The organism is Promicromonospora panici (assembly GCF_900608595.1).
GTDB lineage: Bacteria > Actinomycetota > Actinomycetes > Actinomycetales > Cellulomonadaceae > Promicromonospora > Promicromonospora panici.
In genome coordinates, this window is sequence record NZ_UWYY01000006.1 from 124826 (window position 1) to 143654 (window position 18829).

At 71.7% G+C, this 18829-nt stretch carries 15 protein-coding genes and 1 tRNA gene; 8 read left to right on the forward strand and 8 right to left on the reverse strand.

Annotated features, from left to right (window positions below; all coding sequences use genetic code 11):
• Positions 1-107 precede the first annotated feature (107 nt).
• From EW117_RS08450 to EW117_RS30485, 3 genes are all read left to right on the forward strand, one after another.
• A complete protein-coding gene (locus EW117_RS08450; protein ID WP_129785632.1) occupies positions 108-1790 on the forward strand; it encodes a PHP domain-containing protein in 1683 nt (560 codons plus the stop codon).
• Positions 1791-1992: 202 nt separating this feature from the next.
• Positions 1993-3660: a M15 family metallopeptidase gene (locus EW117_RS29370; RefSeq protein WP_165362586.1), complete on the forward strand. Its 1668-nt coding sequence runs from the start codon at positions 1993-1995 to the stop codon at positions 3658-3660.
• A gap of 160 nt (positions 3661-3820) precedes the next feature.
• The gene (locus EW117_RS30485) at positions 3821-6541 is read left to right on the forward strand and encodes a S8 family serine peptidase (protein WP_129785638.1); all 2721 of its coding nucleotides are present in this window, start codon (positions 3821-3823) and stop codon (positions 6539-6541) included.
• A 115-nt stretch (positions 6542-6656) separates the two neighbouring features.
• Here EW117_RS30485 and lysA read toward each other — a convergent pair whose 3' ends face one another.
• From lysA to EW117_RS08480, 3 genes are all read right to left on the reverse strand, one after another.
• Positions 6657-8018 (reverse strand): diaminopimelate decarboxylase, encoded by a 1362-nt coding sequence (lysA, locus tag EW117_RS08470; protein ID WP_129785640.1) that lies wholly within the window; start codon positions 8016-8018, stop codon positions 6657-6659.
• Positions 8018-9679, reverse strand: coding sequence for an arginine--tRNA ligase (gene argS, locus EW117_RS08475; protein WP_129785642.1), 1662 nt, complete (start codon positions 9677-9679; stop codon positions 8018-8020). Before argS ends, lysA begins: the two co-directional genes overlap by 1 nt.
• 125 nt (positions 9680-9804) lie before the next feature.
• Entirely contained in the window at positions 9805-10218 is a 414-nt protein-coding gene (locus EW117_RS08480) for a hypothetical protein (protein ID WP_129785644.1), read from the reverse strand.
• A gap of 64 nt (positions 10219-10282) precedes the next feature.
• On the opposite strand from EW117_RS08480, the gene EW117_RS08485 reads away from it, so the two are divergent.
• Both EW117_RS08485 and EW117_RS08490 read left to right on the forward strand, forming a co-directional pair.
• The gene (locus EW117_RS08485) at positions 10283-10675 is read left to right on the forward strand and encodes a hypothetical protein (RefSeq protein WP_129785646.1); all 393 of its coding nucleotides are present in this window, start codon (positions 10283-10285) and stop codon (positions 10673-10675) included.
• A tRNA-Arg gene (locus tag EW117_RS08490) sits at positions 10666-10738 on the forward strand. The genes EW117_RS08485 and EW117_RS08490 overlap by 10 nt, the downstream gene beginning before the upstream one ends.
• A gap of 354 nt (positions 10739-11092) precedes the next feature.
• On the opposite strand, the gene EW117_RS08495 is transcribed toward EW117_RS08490, so the two are convergent.
• Entirely contained in the window at positions 11093-11992 is a 900-nt protein-coding gene (locus EW117_RS08495; protein ID WP_129785648.1) for a LysR family transcriptional regulator, read from the reverse strand.
• Positions 11993-12114: 122 nt separating this feature from the next.
• Between EW117_RS08495 and EW117_RS08500 the strand changes: the two genes are divergently transcribed.
• Positions 12115-13326, forward strand: coding sequence for an MFS transporter (locus tag EW117_RS08500; RefSeq protein WP_129785650.1), 1212 nt, complete (start codon positions 12115-12117; stop codon positions 13324-13326).
• A 22-nt stretch (positions 13327-13348) separates the two neighbouring features.
• Here EW117_RS08500 and EW117_RS08505 read toward each other — a convergent pair whose 3' ends face one another.
• From EW117_RS08505 to EW117_RS08515, 3 genes are read right to left on the reverse strand one after another with little or no spacing between them, the layout of a single operon-like run.
• The gene (locus EW117_RS08505; RefSeq protein WP_129785652.1) at positions 13349-14911 is read right to left on the reverse strand and encodes an ABC transporter permease; all 1563 of its coding nucleotides are present in this window, start codon (positions 14909-14911) and stop codon (positions 13349-13351) included.
• Positions 14904-15797, reverse strand: a complete 894-nt coding sequence (locus EW117_RS08510) for an ABC transporter ATP-binding protein (RefSeq protein ID WP_129785654.1) — start codon at positions 15795-15797, stop codon at positions 14904-14906. Before EW117_RS08510 ends, EW117_RS08505 begins: the two co-directional genes overlap by 8 nt.
• On the reverse strand, positions 15794-16420 hold the full coding sequence (locus tag EW117_RS08515; protein WP_165362588.1) for a TetR/AcrR family transcriptional regulator: 627 nt from the start codon (positions 16418-16420) through the stop codon (positions 15794-15796). The genes EW117_RS08510 and EW117_RS08515 overlap by 4 nt, the downstream gene beginning before the upstream one ends.
• Before the next feature lie 89 nt (positions 16421-16509).
• Between EW117_RS08515 and EW117_RS08520 the strand changes: the two genes are divergently transcribed.
• Together EW117_RS08520 and EW117_RS08525 are read left to right on the forward strand one after the other, a co-directional pair.
• The gene (locus tag EW117_RS08520) at positions 16510-17064 is read left to right on the forward strand and encodes an STM3941 family protein (protein ID WP_129785658.1); all 555 of its coding nucleotides are present in this window, start codon (positions 16510-16512) and stop codon (positions 17062-17064) included.
• A 97-nt stretch (positions 17065-17161) separates the two neighbouring features.
• Positions 17162-17827 carry a CYTH domain-containing protein gene (locus EW117_RS08525; protein WP_129785660.1) on the forward strand — a complete coding sequence of 222 codons (666 nt, stop codon included), beginning with the start codon at positions 17162-17164 and terminating at the stop codon, positions 17825-17827.
• Here the strand turns inward: EW117_RS08525 and EW117_RS08530 are convergent, their stop codons facing one another.
• A complete protein-coding gene (locus tag EW117_RS08530) occupies positions 17828-18775 on the reverse strand; it encodes a M15 family metallopeptidase (RefSeq protein ID WP_242504165.1) in 948 nt (315 codons plus the stop codon).
• Positions 18776-18829: the final 54 nt, after the last annotated feature.

Below are 18829 nucleotides of genomic sequence, written 5' to 3' on the forward strand. Positions count from 1 at the left end.
GGTCGTGGACTCGACGACTGTCGGACGGGTGTCCAACACCCGGCGTTCATGCCTGTGCCATCTGACGACGCGACCCTGTGCCGTCATCGTCAGACCCAGGAGGACCCATGCCTGCCCCGTTCCGCGCCACCGATCTGCCTCGCTGGGCCGACCCCTCCGTTCCAGCCTCTTCCCTTGACCCGCAGGGCGCCTCCCGCCGGGCGTTCCTGCGCCTCGGCATGGTCGGTGGGCTAGCCCTCGCCGCGGGCGCGCACGCCGGCGCCGCGAGCGCGCACGCCTCCACCGCGTCGGGCCGCCCCGGAGACCCGCAGCTCGCGTGGCTCGTCGGCGACCACCACGTGCACAGCCGCTACAGCCATGACGCCAAGTACGACTTCGACCAGCTCGCCAGGAGGGGCGCGGAGCTCGGCCTGGACTGGATGGTCTTCACCGAGCACAGCAACCACGGGCACGCCGAGAAGGGAGCCGCCGCCGAGCACGCGGAGATCATGGCGGCGCGGGCAGGCAACCCGCGCCAGCTGATCTTCCAGGGCCTCGAGTGGTACATCCCCGCGGCTGAGCACGGCACCGTGTTCGCCGCGCCCGGCCCGCACGAGGTCGAGCTGCTGCGCGAGTTCGAGCGCCGATGGGACGGCAAGCTCAACGGCTGGGCGGACAACCTGCCCGAGAACGAGGCCCGCGCGGTCGAGGCCCTGCGCTGGCTCGCAGCTCGCAAGAAGGAGCGCTACGTCGACGACGTCCTCGTCCTGGCCAACCACCCGTCCCGGCTCGGCATCGACTCCCCGCACGAGATCCGGGCCTGGCGTGACGCCGCGGCCGGCATCTGCATCGGCATGGAGGGCGCGCCGGGTGCCCAGGGCGACGCCGACCCCGCCTGGGTCGCCTACCGCGGTAGCACGCGGGCCCAGCGGGGCGAGTACAACAATGCACCGCGGCCCGACTCTTTCGGCGGCTACCCGGCCGAGGCCTACCGCACCTTCGGCGGCTTCGACTGGATGACGGCCACCGTCGGCGGTCTGTGGGACGCGATGCTGTCGGAGGGCTCACTCTTCTCGATCACGTCCAACTCGGACAACCACCGCACCATCTGGGACACCTGGCGCGACGGCGACATGCCGGCCGGCGAGAACTTCGACTCCCTCGGCTGGAAGCCGTCCCCCGTCGACACCGGGACGCCGCAGCCGGGAAGCGACTTCTGGCCCGGCGAGTTCAGCCGCACCCACGTCGGCGTGACCCGGCACGGGTACCTCGACGTCATGGACGGCCTCCGCCGCGGCCGGGTCTGGGTGGACCACGGACACCTCGTGGACGGGCTCGACGTGCGCCTCCTTCGCTCCGGCCGCGACGCCGGGTCCGGCCGCGGTACGACTCTCGGCGGCCGGCTCACGGTGCGGCGCGGGACCGCGGCCGAGCTGATGATCACGGTGCGCAGCGCGCACCGGCCCAACCCGCACGGGGTCCTCCCCCGGCTCGCCCACCTCGACGTGATCCGGGGCGCCGTCACCGGACCCTCGTCCGACCGGGACACCTGGCGGGCGCCCGACACGCGCGTCGTCGAGCAGGTCGACACCAGTGGCCGGTCCGGCACCTACGGCCTGCGCATCCCGCTCGGCCGCATCACCGAGTCCTGCTACATCCGTCTGCGCGGCAGCGACGGCAACCGCCACGGTGCCGGCTATCTCGGAGCGTCGATCGACCCCGCGGGCCCGCTGCCGCATGCCGACAATGACGGCGACCCGTGGGCGGATACCTGGCTCTACACCAACCCGATCTACATCGACGTGCGCTAGCAAGCCTCCGCGGAAGCGCTAGGCGGCGTCGGCCGGTACTAGGACATTTTGGTTGTTGTGTCCGCGTCAGTAGGGCTACCCTGGTCGCTCTCGACGGCCGGCGTCGATGCCACAGCCTGCATCGATGCCCGGCTCGACCGAGTTGCGGACGGCGCGAGCGGCGCCGCCGCGAACATGCCAGGCGCAAGGGGGCGTTTCACCAGTGACGGACAAGACGAGTGGTGCCAGGCCGAACGAGTACCCGGCCGGCGCCGCGTTCCTGCGTGATCGCGGCGCGCACCTGCGCCGCGCGCTGACGAACCCGCGCGCCCGGAACGTCTGGACCGGCGCGGTCGCCCTGGCCGTGACCGGCGGGGTGCTGGTCAGCGCGTCGGCGAGCGTGCCCGTCGCGGGCACGACGGCGTCCGACACGTCGGCGTCGAGCAGGACGTCCGGCACGACGACGTCCGCCACGCAGTCCGGCGCCACGACGGGCGCCGGCCGGCCGCTTGCCGGGACCGGAGTCCAGGGGCAGGCCGCACCGACCGGCATCAACGGCGTCACGGTCGGCCAGGTGCTCGCGGTGCTGGATCGCGCCGAGCGCCGGCTGCGGCAGGGCTCGCCCCTCAGCCCTCGCATCGCGCAGGCGGCGGCGGAGCTGGGCATGCTCTACACGACGTACCAGGCTCAGCAGCTCGCACTCGACGGCGCTGACGACGACGCGGAAGACGGCGCGCGCGACCTGCCCCGGGACGACGCCGGCCCGGCATCGGGCGCCACGCCCGGCCCGGCGGGTACCGCTGAGCCACCCGGCGGCGCGACGTCGGCCGCCCCGGTGCTGCGCTTCGTGACCGCGCAGCCCTCGGCGAACGCCCCGGTTGTGTCCCACCCGGGCGCCGAGCGGCGGGACTCCGACCACGTCACCTTCGACGAGGTGGCCGTCGCCGCGATGCGGCTCGCGAACCTGCTCGATCCGACGTCGCCGACCGCGCTCGTCGAGGCGCTGCCGGACGCCGAGTCCTCGCTGCGCCGGAGCCTGCTGGAGACCGTGGCTGCCTACGGCGACTCCACAGCGGGTTACGCCAACGGCCGCATTCCCGCCGACGTGCTGTGCCCGCTGCCCTTCGCGCCCGGGCACATGCTGCGCTGCGACGCGGCCGAGCGACTGACGGCGCTCAGCGCAGAGTTCGAGAGGGCGTTCGGCTACCCGATCCCGCTGACGGACTCGTACCGCCCCTACTCGATGCAGGTGGCGGTCAAGGGCACCAAGCCGCACCTCGCGGCGATCCCCGGCACCTCCAACCACGGCTGGGGCCTCGCGATCGACCTGGACGACCCCATCGCGGGCGGCAGCTCCGCCGAGTACGTCTGGCTGCGACTGCAGGCGCCCGACTACGGCTGGGACAACCCGTCGTGGGCCCGCCTCGGCGGCGCGAAGCCGGAGCCGTGGCACTTCGAGTTCTTCGCCGCCGGCTCGATCCCGAACCGCGCCATCGACCCGTCCGATGTCGGCACCTGGGCACCCGGCGCACCAGCGGCACCCGACGACGAGGACGGTGCTGTCGTCGTCCCCGCGCGCACTCCGGGCGACGCGGGTGCGCCGTCCGAGGGTGCCGTCAGCGATCACACGGCGGGCGCCGGAACCGACGCCGGAGCACCCGCCCAGGGCGACGACGCGGCCCCCAAGCCGGCCGACCCGACCCCGGCCCCGCCCGCGAAGCCGGCGCCGAAGCCCACGCCGTCCGACCCGCCCGAGGAGGCCCCTGACGCCCCCACCGCACCCGACACCGGTGTCGTCGGAGACGTGGTCGACGACACCGTCGAGCTGGTGGACGGGACCGTCAACGGTGTCGTGGGTGGCCTGGTCGGCGGGCTGCTCGGCACCGACTGAGGCGACGCGGCCGAAAACCCCGCGCTCCGGCAAAAAATCACCCCCGGCTTCCCGCCGGCATCTTCCCCACACCGACACGCTCCTCTACAGTTTCCCGAGTCACGCTTTCTTCACATAAGGGCCACCCGGGTCGCGGTGGCCTTCCGAACGGGGAGCACGTATGAATCGGAGCAGGTACCTCGGGGCGCTCGCAGCCCTCGCACTGGCTGCCGGGGGTGTCACCGCCCAGGGGCTCGCGGCCCAGGGCGCGACGGCCGGGCTCGAAAGGGCCGGCACCATCGACCCGATAGCGCCGGTGCACGACATACCGAGCTCCGTCGACACGACCCTGGTCAACGAGACCAAGGGCTCGTGGTTCGTCGAGCTGGAGAGCGAGCCGGCGTCATCGGGCACGGACGCCAAGACCCTGACCGCCGAACGCCAGGACTTCCGGGCGGCCGCGAAGGACGCGGGCGTCGACTACTCCGTGCGGCGCGCGTTCCACACCCTGTTCAACGGCTACTCCATCAACATGGACTCGGCCCAGCTCGGACGCCTGCAGCGCACCGAGGGCGTCAAGGCGATCTACCCCATGACACGGATGGAGATCCCCGAGACACTCCCCGCCGGCAACGAGCCCGACCTCGCGACGGCGCTCGGCATGACGGGCGCGGACATCGCGCAGAACGAGCTCGGCCTGACAGGCGAAGGCGTCAAGGTCGCCGTCATGGACACGGGTATCGACGTCGACCACCCGGACCTGGGCGGCCCCGGCTTCCCGAACAGCCGCGTGGTGGCCGGCTACGACCTGGTGGGCGACGAGTACAACGCCAACTCGAGCGACCCGGACCGGCGGGTCCCGCACCCCGACGCCGTACCCGACGACTGCCAGGGCCACGGCACCCACGTGGCGGGCATCGTCGGCGCGAACGGCGAAGGCAGGGACGGCGGGATCACGGGCGTGGCCCCCGGCGTCTCCTTCGGTGCCTACCGCGTGTTCGGCTGCGAAGGCTCCACCGACGCGGACATCATGATCGCCGCGATGGAGCGCGCTCTCGCGGACGACATGGACGTGCTGAACATGTCCATCGGCTCGGCCTTCTCGTGGCCCACGTACCCGACCGCGACCGCGAGCGACCGGCTCGTCGACCGCGGCATGGTCGTCGTCGCCTCGATCGGCAACTCGGGCGCGTCCGGCCTGTACTCGGCCGGAGCGCCCGGCCTCGGCGAGAAGGTCATCGGCGTCGCGTCGTTCGACAACACGCACGTCACCGCGGTCTCCGTCGTCGCCAACCCCTCGGGCGCGAGCGTGCCCTACCTCCCCCTGGGCAACGTCGCCGCCCCGCCCACCGAGGGCACCACCGACCCGTTGGTCGACGCCGGAGCCGTCTGCCCCAGCGTCGGCATCCCGCTCGAGGCCGACGTCACGGGCAAGACCGCCCTCATCGCGCGCGGCTCGTGCACCTTCGAGGAGAAGTACGCCACGGCCGCCGCGGCGGGTGCCACCGCCGTCGTGATCTACAACTCGAGCCCCGGCCTGTTCTCCGGCGGGGGCGTCGTGGACCGCGACATCCCGGGCATCGGCATCCCGCAGGCGGAGGGCAAGGCGCTCGCGGCCGAGCTCGCCGCGGGCACTGAGGTGACGCTCACATGGAGCGCCGACGAGGTGTCCACACCCAGCCCGACCGGCGGCCTGATCAGCTCGTTCAGCTCGTATGGCCTCTCTCCCGACCTGGCCCTCAAGCCCGACATCGGGGCCCCCGGTGGCAACATCAACTCGACCCTGCCGCTCGAGCAGGGCGGCCACGGCGTCAATTCGGGCACGTCGATGGCGTCGCCGCACGTCGCGGGCGCCGTCGCCCTGCTGCTCGAGGCGAAGCCCGGGCTACGCGCGTGGGACGTCCGGGACATCCTGCAGAACAGCGCCGACCCGGCTGCGTGGTCCGGCAACCCGGGAGCCGGCTACCTCGACAACGCGCACCGGCAGGGCGCGGGCATGCTCGACATCCCGGGCGTCGTACAGGCCGGCGCCACCGTGCGGCCCGCGAAGCTCGCGCTCGGTGAGAGCGACACCCGGACCGGCGGGACCAGCACCAAGTGGGTCACGGTCCGCAACACCACCCGCGAGACCGTCACGTACACCGTGTCGCACGCGCCGGCGCTCGCGACGTCCGGCAACACCTTCGCGCCGTCGTTCGCTGACACGTACGCGGACGTGTCGTTCAGCCGCGAGTCGGTGACGCTGCGGCCTGGCCGCTCCGCCACCGTCGGCGTGACCGTCACCGCACCCGAGGCGACGGACGCCGACCAGCTCATCTACGGCGGGTACGTGGTGCTCACCGCCGACGACGGCACCGCCTACTCCGTGCCGTACGCCGGATACGCGGGCGACTACCAGGCGATCGACCCGATCACGCCGGTCATGTCCGGCGGCGAGGTGGTGGCCGACCTGCCCTCGGTCGGGAGCATCACCGCGTGTGCCGAGTTCATCAATTTCGACTGCATCGACCCGCAGGGCGACTACGAGCTGCTGCCCGACGGCGGCACGTACACGCTCGGCACCGTGGACGGGCTGCCCGACATCCCGTACACGCTGGTCCACTTCCAGCACCAGGTGGAGAAGCTGCAGGTCACGGTACTCGACGCCGCAACCGGCCGCCCGGTGGACCGCCGCGGTGCGTACGCCGTCGACGTGACGGGCGGGGAGCGGAACGAAACCGCCGGCGGGTTCACCGCCTACGCGTGGGACGGCTCCTACACGACGCTGCGCGGGGACACGAAGAGCGTGCCCGACGGCGACTACGTGCTCTCCCTCAAGGCCCTGAAGGCCGACGGCGAGCCCTGGAACTCCGAGCACTGGGAGACCTGGACGTCCCCGACGATCACCATCGACCGTCCGTAACCCTTGGTTGTGGGCGGGACCGTTGCGTCTAAAACCGGCGCATAGTTGCAACGGTCCCGCCCACAACCACGTTCAAAGCCGGGGTTGAATCAGCCTGCTGGATCAGCCCACCCGTTCAGCCCTGGTCGAGGGCCAGCAGGTCGTCCTCCGACTCGCGGCGGACCAGCACGCGCGACGCGCCGTCGGACACCGCGATGACCGGCGGGCGCGGCAGCATGTTGTAGTTCGACGCCATGGAGCGCCCGTAGGCACCGGTCGCGGCGACGGCGAGCAGGTCGCCGGCGCGCACGTCGGCCGGAAGCTGCACCTCGTGCACCACGATGTCGCCGGACTCGCAGTGCTTGCCCACCACGCGGGCCAGCACGGTATCGGCCGCTGACGAACGACCCACGACCTCCGCGTGGTACGCCGCCCCGTACAGCGCCGGGCGGATGTTGTCGCTCATGCCGCCGTCGACCGACACGTAGGTACGGACGAACTCGGCGCCCCCACCGGCGTCGGACACCGTGACCGGCTTGACCGTGCCGACCGTGTAGAGCGTGAGGCCCGCCGGGCCGACGATCGCCCGGCCCGGCTCTATCGAGAACCGCGGCAGGCTCGTGCCCAGGTCCTGGCACACGCCGGCCACCGACTGCGCGATGTCCTTCGCCACCCGCTCCGGGTCGAGCGCGACATCGCCCGGAAGGTAGGCGATGCCGTACCCGCCGCCGAGGTCCACCTCGTCGACCAGCACGCCCGAACGCTCGGCCAGGTCGGCCCGCAGGCGCAGCACGACGCGCGCCGCCGCCTCGAAACCGTCGGGGTCGAGGATCTGGGAGCCGATGTGCGAGTGGATGCCGAGCAGCTTCAGCTCGGGGTGCTTCAGCACCGCCAGCAGCGCGTTCATCGCGGGGCTCCCGGTGTCCCCCACCGGGTTGACCGACAGTCCGAACTTCTGGTCCTCGTGAGCGGTGGCGATGTACTCGTGCCCGCCCGCGTGGACGCCGGTGGTCACTCGGACCATCACCGGCGCCACGACACCGCGCTCGGCCGCGAGCCGCGCGACCCGCTCGATCTCGACCAGCGAGTCCACGATGATGCGGCCCACCCCGGCGTCCAGCGCCCGCAGGATCTCGGCGTCGGACTTGTTGTTGCCGTGCAGGCCGATCCCGGCACCCGGCACCTCGGCCCGGAGGGCGACCGCGAGCTCGCCGCCCGACGCCGTGTCGACCCGCAGCCCTTCCTCGCGCGCCCAGCGCGCGACGGCCACGGTGAGCAGCGCCTTGCCGGCGTAGTACACGTCCACGCCCGTGCCGACAGCGCCGAACGCCGCCTCGAACGCGGTGCGGTACGCGCGGGCCCGCATGCGGAAGTCGGCCTCGTCGAGCACGTACGCGGGCGTGCCGTGCTGGGCGGCGAGGCCGCGGACGTCGACGCCCCCGACAGTCAGCGCGCCGTCCGGCAGCCGCCCGGTGCCGCTGGACCAGGGCGCGCCCATCACATCCGCTCCGGAGCGCTCACGCCCAGCAGGTCCAGGCCGTTGGCCAGGACCGTGCGGACGGCGTCGTTCAGCCACAGGCGGGCCCGGTGGGCGTCAGTGACCTCCTCGTCCGGGTACGGCGTGACCCGCAGCTTCGCGTCGTCGTTGTACCAGGCGTGGAAGTCGCCGGCGAGGGCCTCCAGGTACCGGGCGACGCGGTGCGGCTCGCGCAGCTCGGCGGCCTGCGCCACGATCCGCGGGAACTCGGTGAGGCGGCCGATCAGCGCCGTCTCCGAGGCGTGCGAGAGCTGCGCCGGGTCGAACCCGTCCGCGCGGCGCACACCGCGCTCGACGGCCTTGATCCCGATCTGGACCGTGCGGCTGTGCGCGTACTGCACGTAGAACACGGGGTTGTCGTTGGACTGCTTGATCATGTCCTCGCCCTGCAGCTCCAGCGGCGAGTCCGCCGGATAGCGGGCCAGGGAGTAGCGGACGGCGTCCTTGCCGATCCAGTCGACCAAATCGCGCAGCTCGATGATGTTGCCCGCGCGCTTGGACAGCTTGGCGCCGCCGACGTTCACGAGCTGGCCGATCAGCACCTCGATGTTCGCCTCCGGGTCGTCCCCCGCACAGGCCGCGATGGCCTTGAGGCGGTTGACGTACCCGTGATGGTCGGCGCCGAGCAGGTAGATCTTGCCGGGGAACCCGCGGTCCTTCTTGGACAGGTAGTACGCGGCGTCGGAGGCGAAGTACGTGGGCTCGCCGTTCGCCCGGATCATCACGCGGTCCTTGTCGTCCGTGAAGTCCGTGGTGCGCAGCCAGACGGCGCCGTCGTTGTCGAACACGTGCCCCTGCTCGCGCAAGCGGGCCACGGCCTTCTCGACGGCGCCCGAGCTGTGCAGCTCACGCTCGGAGAACCAGACGTCGAAGTGCACGCCGAAGCTCTCCAGGACCTCGCGGATCTCCGCGAGCTGGTGCGCATAGCCGGCCTCGCGGGCGACCGCGATGGCCTCGTCGCGCGGCAGCTCCGGCAGGTCCGGGCGGTCCGCGAGCACCTTGGCCGCGAGCTCCTTGACGTACTCGCCGCGGTAGCCGCCCTCGGGCACCTCGGTGCCCGTGGCGCGCGCCAGGACGGACTCGCCGAAGCGGTCCATCTGCGCGCCGGCGTCGTTGATGTAGTACTCGGCCGCCACCTCGGCGCCGGCCGCGCGCAGGATGCGGCCCAGCGAGTCGCCCAGCGCGGCCCACCGGGTGTGCCCGATGTGCAGCGGGCCGGTCGGGTTGGCGCTGATGAACTCCAGGTTGATGACCTGGCCGGTCAGGGCCTCGCCCCGGCCGTACTCCGCGCCCGCCTCCACGATGGTGCGAGCCAGCTCGCCCGCCGCGGCGGCGTCGAGCGTGATGTTCAGGAAGCCCGGGCCGGCGACGCCCACCGACTTGATGCCGGGTGTCGCACCGAGGCGTGCGGCCAGATCCTCGGCCAGCGCGCGCGGCGTCGTGCCGGCCTTCTTCGCGAGCTGCAGGGCCACGTTCGTGGCCCAGTCCCCGTGCTCGCGCTGCCTGGGTCGCTCCACGTGGACCGACGCCGGGACGGCGTCGGCGGGCAGGGCGAGTGTGCCATCGGCAACGGCCGCGGCAAGGGCAGCGCTCAGCGCTTCAGAGAGCTCGGAAGGTGTCACTCGACGATTCTACGGGCGCGCACCGTCGCGTTGCCCACGCTTTCCACAGGCCGGGAAACGTGATGTCCGACGGCGATGGCGTGCCCCTGCTGGGGCGCGCCACGACGTAGGGAAGGGCACAAGCGTCAGTCGTCCACCTCAAGCGTGCTGAGCACCTGCCAGAAGTGTTCCTCCGACTCGGGACCCGCCGGGCCGTCGTACCTCAGGTCCAGGTCCAGGTACCAGCCGTCGGCCAGAGCGACCTCAGCCCAAGCGATGAACAAAGAAGGCTCCCCGGTGGCCGAGTAGTCGTCACGGCGGATGGCTGTCCGCTCGGCGCCGGGGATGTCGAGCCGATACCCATTGATTTGGATCTCGCCGAAGCCGGTGACGCCGGGTTCCACGAGGTAGGCACTCACGCTCTCGCCCGCCGGGGAGCTGACCAGGATCTCGCCTTCCATGGTGGTGCCCAGGTCGGTCAGCTCCGGTGGCACTCTCAGCCGGTACCGTCCGCCGTCCGCCACCACCCAGTCCTCCGGGATCTCCGGAGCGTCGTCCACGACGGGCTGGGCATCGATCAGGTCCTCTCCCCCGGCGTCCTGGGCCGAGGCCGAGGTGGGCTTCTTGCAGCTGGCCGTCCCAGAGGGTCTGGAGGAGGAAGGCGAAGGCTACTGGGCGACGGGCACCGGTCAGGACGACGCCGATCTCGCCGTCACCCCGACGGACGCGCCGATCGAGAAGCAGCGGCCCGGTCAGACCTCGGTGCCCGTGGACGGCGCCACCTCGGTGCTCGTCGTGATCGTCAAGGACCACGACATGGGTCCTGACTTCTTCGTCGGTGTCGCCGAGATCGTCCTGGAGTCCGGGGAGGCGACCGGTGTGCGCGGGTACGCCGGTCGCCGTCGGGCACGATGCTCGTCACACATATCGATGCACGCCCCGGGCGCGTCACCTGGTAGTCTCGTTTCGGCCGATACGGTGGGCGCTAGCTCCTGGATGTCGGCCACGCGCCTGTAGCTCAGTGGATAGAGCATCTGCCTCCGGAGCAGAAGGTCGGGGGTTCGAATCCCTTCAGGCGCACAGACAAAAACAGGCCGTGACCAGCGCAAACGCTGGTCACGGCCTGTTTCGTGGAGACGGCGGGCGCGGCGGAGGTAACAGTCATGGTCGGGTCAGGTCGCCGGAGTGGCCGGCTTCGATGCGAGCCCACTGCGCGATGGGGCGTCCGTCGATCTGAAATTCCCCAGGTCGCTCGTCCGAGTACCAGGGCTGTGGCCAGCCGTCGAGCGAGTCCTCCCACGCCTCCTGCCGTCCGTAGACTGCGACGCCGATATGGCTTCGGTCCAGGTCACCTCGCGGCCAGGGCCGGGTGCGCTGCCGGACTGACTCTTCGTCGCCTTGGTCGCAGGTCGACCGCCCAACTCACCTGGACCCTCACGTGGTAGCGACCACGGCCGCTTCGACGGCGTCCGCGAAGTGACGGATCCGCGAGCTCTCACGATCGGATCGCCACACCAGCCCCAGCGTCGAGTCAGGTAGACCGTCGACTGGCACGAACCGGATGTCGGACCGCTGGTTGTACGCAGCCATCGCGGCACACACGATCATCCCCGCCTGGTTGGACGCGACCTGCGAGAGGCCCTCCTGGACGGTGCTCGCCCCACCCCTCGTACTGATCACGGAGCCGCCGGGCGTCGCCTGCAACGAGTGCACGTGCCGCCAGTACTCCGGAGCAGGCCCCGTGATGGGCACGAGCGTGACCTCTGCCAGCCGCTCCGCCGAGATGGAGTCGAGGGAAGCGAACGGGTGGTCTGCCGAGACCGCCAGCGTCTGAGGCTGCCGGGAGAAGATCAGCCCTGTCGTCAGCTCGGGCTCCTCGACCGGCAGAAGGACCACCGCGACGTCGATGCGCCGGGCCAGCACATCCCTGAACGGGTCGCCCAGCGGAAGTTCCTTGAGCTGGACGGACACGGCGGGAAACCGGAGACGGAACTGGGCGATCGCTCTCGCGATCGAGTCGTAGACCGCACCCTGAAATCCCACCCGGATCGACGTCGGCATCGTGCCGGCACGCGCCTGCGCCTCCTCGACGACGTCGACGAGCGCCCGATGGGCGGGGGCCAGCTCAGCGAGAAGCTCGGCTCCGAACTCCGTGAGGCGCACGCGGCGACTCGTGCGCTCGACCAGCCTGGCGCCGATGCGCCGCTCCAGCGCCTTGACCAGCTGGCTGACCCGGCTCTGCGAGATGAACAGGCGGTCGCCCGTCCGACCGAAGTGCAGTTCCTCCGCGAGGACGAGAAAGCACTCGATCTCGCGCGCAGGGAGCTCCGACACCCGCACCTCCGCACCGTGACCCTGGACGACGTGGTCGAGCGTATCCCATCGATGAATCTGGCTAATGGTGCGATACCGAGCCGACCGTTGATGACTCGTCCGCCGGGCACTTCGCTGGTCACATGCCTTCCTCTACGTCCGCAGCCCTGCCCCGCCCTGCCTCGGCACGACCGCCAAGAACGCACGACGCGAGTCGCTGGGGCGCCGTCACCTTGATCGCGCTGGCCGTCTTCATCGTCGTCGCCGCCGAGATGATGCCGGTCGGGCTGCTCACTCCTATCGGCGCCTCGCTGGCCGAGAGCGAAGGGACCATCGGCCTCTCGCTGACCATCACCGGGCTGGTGGCCGCGGTCACCGCTCCGTTCGTCCCGGTCCTCACCGGAAGGATCGACCGGCGCACCGCACTCGTCGTCCTGATGTCGCTCGTGGCGGCGGCCAATGCCCTCACCGCCGTCGCAACGAGCTTCGCCGTCATGTCGGGGGCCCGCGTACTGCTCGGCGTGAGCATGGGTGGTGTGTGGGCACTGGCGGCGAGCCTGGCACCACGCCTCGCCACGGCCCGAGCTGTCCCCACGGCGACGGCCATCATCTTCAGCGGGATCGCCGTGGCCTCGGTGATCGGCGTCCCGGTCGGTACCTATGTCGGAGCGGTCGCGGGATGGCCTGCCGCCTTCTGGGCGCTCGCCGTGGCCGCGGTCGGGGTGGCACTGGCGATGACCGTCGTCCTCCCTCGCATGCCGGCCGAGGCGCCCCTTCCGCTGCACGCACTCTGGGCGACTGTCCGCCGCCCAGCCGTCCTGGGCGGGCTGGCGATCACGGCGCTCCTGGTGACGGCCCACTTCGCGGCCTACACCTACGTGCGTCCCGCCCTCGAGTCGTTCGCAGGTCTCGACGCGTCCCGGATCGCGTCGATGCTCCTGCTCTACGGCGTCCTTGGCGTGCTCGGCAACTTCGTCGCCGGCCTGACGGCGGCACGCTCCCCCATGACCGTGGTCGGCGCTCTCTCGCTGGGGATAGCGGCCACGCTTGCTCTCATGCCCTCCCTCGCGACCGCGGCAGCTGCCGCCGCCGTCGCCATGGCGGTCTGGGGCTTTCTGTACGGGGGCGTGTCGGTCAGCACCCAGGCGTCGTTCGCCCACGCCGCACCCGCTCAGCGGGAAGCGGCCTCCGCCCTGTGGGTCAGCGCCTTCAACGCCAGCATCGCTCTCGGTGCGTTCACCGGAGGACACGCCTACGACGAGGCCGGCCCTCAGTTCCTCTTCTGGGCCACGGCGGGGATCGCCGCGGTCGCGCTGCTGACTGCCGTCTTGCGCCAGGTCACGCCCTCGTCGTAAGAGACCGCGACGGACGCTCGCCTCACACGTCCCGACTCCGGAACGCCACCACCCCAGCCGTCGCAACGCCCGCCGCCAGCACCGTCAGCACCAGGACCGGCACGGCGTCGAACGGCTCGACCGGCATCCGCGGGATGTGCTGGAACAGGGAGAGCGTCATGACGGCGTCGGGCCAGGCGAGCGCCTCGCCGAAGAACCGCGTGACCATCCCGAAGGCCAGCAGCGCCCAGGCGAGTCCCTGCCACCGCGGCGCCAGCCCGTACAGCAGGGCCGCGACGCCGACGAGCAGGAGGAGCTCGGGGACACGCGCGATCATCGCGCCGAAGGCCGTGCCGGCGAGCGCTGGGTCGCCCACGGAACCCGCGGCGCCGACCGCGGTGCCGACGGCCGCCAGCCCCGCGACGAACACGATCCCGCCGCAGGTCACGGCGAGCCAGGAGCCCAGCCAGGCCGCCCGGCTCGCCGTCCCGGCGAGCGCGGGCAGGTGACGCCGGTGGGTCTCCTCGGTGTGCAGGCGGCTCATGAGCTGCAGGCCCATCACCCCCACGATGAAGAGCTCCATGATGCCGATGAGGCTCACATACCCGTCGACGACGTCGCCGCCGACCAGGTCTTCGGCCATGCCGGGCTGGATGGCGACCGCCAGGCTGCCCCAGACGAGGCCGAGCAGCCCCAGGGCGAGCGCCCACCAGCCGATGGCGGTCCGCTGCAGCCGCCAGGCGAGCGCGAGCGGGGAGCTGAGCCATGCCGCGGCCCGGGCACGCCCCAGCCGGGGCGGGACGAGTCCGGCGCCGACGTCGCGCCGCACCGACAACGAGTATGCGGCGGCCGTGAGCGCGCCGCCGACCAGGACGGGGATCGCGAGCGGCCACCAGCGTTCGTCGACGAGGGTGCGCGTCAGCGGCGCCCATGACAGGGGCGACAGCCAGAGCAGCGCGTCGCCGCCTCCGGCCGCGCCGGCGCCGCGCACTATCGAAGCAGCCGCGAGCACGACGCCGGCCAGGCCCGCCACCATGCGCCCGTGCTCGGCGAGCTGTGCCAGCAGTGCGGTGACCGCCGCGAGCACGAGCCCGGTCAGGCTGATGCCCGTCGCGAAGAGCAGCGCGCTGACCAGGCTGAAGTTGATCGACACCGCGCCGAGCGTCAGCAGCACGCCGAGCACGGCGTTCGTGACGAGCGCGGTGAGGAGCGCGGCCGTCAGCGGGGCGTGCCGCCCGACGGCACCCGCGCGGATCAGGCCGGCCCGGCCGGTCTGCTCCTCCCCGCGGGTGTGCCGCACGACCAGCAGGATGTTCATCAGCGCCGCCACCAGCAGGAACTCCTGCGTGTAGAGCAGGAAATAGCGCTCCTGTGTGACGGCGTCCAGGCCGTACATCGGCCCGGAGAACACGTCGAGCATGGCCTGGGCGGAGGCCATCTCGTCGACGGTCTGCTGCGGGTTCTCCCCCATGGTCGTGCCCAGCACTCCGTAGAAGTACGGCACGAACACCGCGATCAGGATCGTCCACAGCGGCAGCTTGAACCGGTCCCGGCGCAGCGCGAGACGCAGCAGCATGCCGGTGCCGGTGAGCGGTCCGTCATTCATCGCCGGCTCCCTGGTAGTGGCGCAGCATGAGCTCCTCGAGGCTCGGCGGCTGGACGGTGAGCGCGGTCGTCCCGAACTTCGCCAGATGCTGCATGGCCGCGTCGGTCCGGTCGCCGTCGACCGTGAACAGGACGTGCTCGCCGTCGACGACCACGTCGGCCACGCCCGGAACCTCGCCCCAGCCGGTGGACGGCGTCCTGGTGCGGGCGTCGACGGTGGAGCGGGTCAGGTGGCGCAGCTCGCCGAGCGAACCGGACTGCACGGTCCTGCCCTGCCGGATGATCGTGACCCGGTCGGCCAGCTTCTCCACCTCCGCGAGGATGTGGCTCGACAGCAGCACGGTGGCGCCGTCGCCGACGGCCTCCTGCACCACCTGCTGGAACACCAGCTCCATGAGGGGGTCGAGGCCGGACGTCGGCTCGTCGAGCACCAGGAGCTCCGCGCCGGTGGAGAGCGCGGCGATCAGCGCGACCTTCTGCCGGTTGCCCGTCGAGTACGTACGGCACTTCTTGCGGGGGTCGAGCTCGAACCGTTCGACCAGCTCGTCCCGGCGCCGCACGTCCAGGCCGCCGCGCAGGCGGCCGATCATGTCCACCGCCTCGCCGCCGGTCAGGTTCGGCCACAGGTCGACGTCGCCGGGCACGTAGGCGATCCTGCGGTGCAGTGTGACGGCGTCGTCCCACGGGTCGCCGTCGAGCAGCCGCACCCGGCCCGCGTTCGCCCGCATGAGACCGAGCAGGATCTTGATGGTCGTCGACTTGCCCGCGCCGTTCGGCCCGAGGAAGCCGTGTACGTCGCCCTGCTGAACCATGAGCTCGAGGCCCGCGAGGGCTTGCGTGGGGCCGAAGGACTTGGTCAGTCCCGCGACCTCGATGACTGTGCTCACTGGTTTCCCTTCTCGACGCTCTTGTCGTTCTCGACGTCGAATCCGATGGTGCGGAGGACGCGCCAGAAGAAGGACGCGATCTCCTCGGCCGGCGCGTCATCGGGATAGTTCGTGAGGTGGACCACCACGGCCCCCGTGAGCAGGGCGTGGACCATCTCGAGGTCGGCGTCCGCGGCCAGCTGGCCGTGCTCCTGTGCACGGACGAGCAGGTCGTGGATGCCCTGCTCCCGCGAGTCGACGCTCGCCTTGCGAAAGGCCGCCCAGAGGTCCGGGTGGTCCCGCGGTACCGACATCATGCGGCGCAGCAGCCGGCGCGCCCGGGGCGCGCTCAGCGCGACCGACCAGGTGGCGACCAGGTCGCCGGGGCCGGGCTCGTCCGGGACCTGGAACGAGGCCAGGACCGCCTTCTCGTTCGCCACGAGTGCCGCGATCACCAGCTCGTCGCGCGTCGCGTACCGCCGGTAGACGGTCGTGCGGGCCACTCCCGCGCGCTTCGCCACCTGCTCGATGCTGACGCCGTCCACGCCCGACTCGGCGATCAGGTCCAGCGCAGCTGTCAGCACGGCGTTGTCGGCCTCCACGTTCCGAGGCCTGCCCGGTGCACGGTTCTGTTCCTTGCCCACCCGAGTAACGATACACGACTGTAGCGTATCGAAACATCCTCCTCGCGCCTGGGCTACCAGCACACTCTGAGGAGCGCTAGTGTCCCGGTATGCCCGACGAGTCCGTGGACTTCTACCCGTCCCGTGCCCACGTCCTCACGCTCGCCCTCGCCGCCCTCGCGCTGGTGGTGGTCTGCGCGATCGCCGCGCGGCTCGGCTTCGACATAGCGCAGACCAGCGGTTCACGGGCCGCGCTCGCCGCCGTGTCCGTCAGCGCGACCGGGGTGCTGGTCTTCACCGGCCTCGGGCTCCTCGTGGTGCGCCGCCTGCTGCTCCCGACGTGGCCCGTGCTCACGCTCGACGGCGACGGCCTCACCGACTGGCTGCCCAACCTCGGCGTCGAGCAGGTGCTCTGGTCCGAGGTCACCTGCGTCCGGGAGACCCGGGTGGCCTTCCGGCGGGTGCTCGCGGTGGACGTCGCCGACCCGAAGGCGGTGGTGGGCCGTCAGCGGACCGTGCTGCGGCGCGCGGTCGCCGCGGCGAACACCCGCCTGGTCGGCACGCCGGTGGTGCTGAAGCCGGGCAGCATCAACTGCACGATGGCCGACCTCGAGGCCGCTTTCGAGCGCTTCACCCAGCCGGATCCCGCCGTCGCGCGGGCCTGAGCAGGCGCGCACAGCCGCCCGCAGCCCGCGCCGCACACGCTCTGCACGACCTGGGTAAACTACCCAGATCAGCCGACGACAGGCACCTGGGGACCCCATGAGCGACGATCGCTTCGACGAACCCGGCCAGCCCGATCCCGACCGCGGCTACGCCGACTTCGAGTTCGAGCGCCGATTCTTCGTGCGCGACCTCCCGGCCGAGCTCCGGGACGCGCCGGCCCTGATCGTGCAGTCGTACTTCCTGGCCGACGACGGCTACGCCCTCCGCGTCCGGGTCCAGGCCGGGGACGTCGACGCCGACCTGACGGGTGAGACCGATCCCGCGGAGATCCTCCGGGCGCACACCGGCGACATCGACTTCGCGGCCGTCACGGTGAAGGGTCCCGCAGTCGGCGGTACCCGCTACGAGGCGGAGCGGCAGCTGGACCCGAGCGTCGGCGTCGAGCTGGTCCGGCGCGGCGGGGCGCCCATCGTGAAGATCCGGTATGCCGTGTGGCTCGGGGCGGACGGCTGGTCGATCGACGTCTTCGGCGGCGCCAACCACCCGCTCGTGATCGCCGAGTGCGAGCGCTCCGGCCCGGTCACAGGCCTGCAGATCCCGGACTTCTGCGTCACCGAGATCACCGACGACCGCCGGTTCTCGAACGAGTCGCTCGCCATGGAGCCCTACAGCGCCTGGGCGCCGGCGTTCGCCGCCGAGCTCGCGAACGAGGGCCCCGTGTTCCGCCAGGACTTCGGGCCGAACACGCACCTGCGCCTCTGACTAGCCGTACCACTCGCCCTTCTCGATGACCCCCGACACGAACTCCCAGTGCCACGGCTCGTACGCACCGCCGCCGCCCAGCTGGGCCCACGCGGGGTTCTGCCAGCCGTACGACGGCGCGTTTGCCCAGAGCCACGAGTAGACCTCGCTGTCGCCGGTCTCCTTGGAGCAGAGGTCGATCGCGAGGCCCCAGCCGTGCATGGACGTACCCGGCGAGGCGGCGAAGTAGCCGCGCGCGGCCTTGATGTCGTACTGCGCGCCCAGTGAGCGGTAGCTCGCAACCAGACACATCTCCCGCCCGAACGACGCACGGAACGCCTCGTTGAGGGCGCTGAGCGACATCGCGGCGTCGGGCCGCAGGTACTCCCCCGCCTGCCACAGCTCGCACAGCGAGTGGTCCGCGAGCGCGCCGTTGGTCCCCTCGACGGGAGCATTCACGTCGCATTCGGGCAGAGGGCTGCGGTCAAGGGATCGGCTGGCAGCCGACTCCGGCCGCGTGATGGCCTCGGCGCGCACCACCGCCCCGGAGGTCTCCGGCCGCTCCACGGGCTGCGTCACGAGGTCGAGCACGTTCGGCCCGGTGCGCGGCGCCTCGACGTCGAACGGAGACTCGCCGGACTCGGCGGCGCCCTGGGCGAACGGCGCGGCGATGGTCGCCGCGGCCAGCGTGCCGATCACGGTCGCCCGGGAGATGAAGCGCTGGCCGGCGGGCACGGAGGACGTCGCCCTCGCGGGCCGGGGGATGGATCCGGTGACGAGCTGGTCGAACGAGGTGTTGCTCCGCGTGGCCGGCGGGTGTGTCGCCTGGGCCCGGGTCGCCCGGGCCCGCGCTCCTGGGGAACGTATGCCCTGGGTACGCATGACCTGCGCCTGAGCCTGCTCCGCCTCACGCCGGGCGCGGCGCGTCATGGGCGCGGGCTGCAGGCTCGTCACAGCAGTGGACTCCACTGGTCCTCCGTCGTCGAGTGTCCGCGGCCCCTCGCGGTGTGGTCGGACGAGACA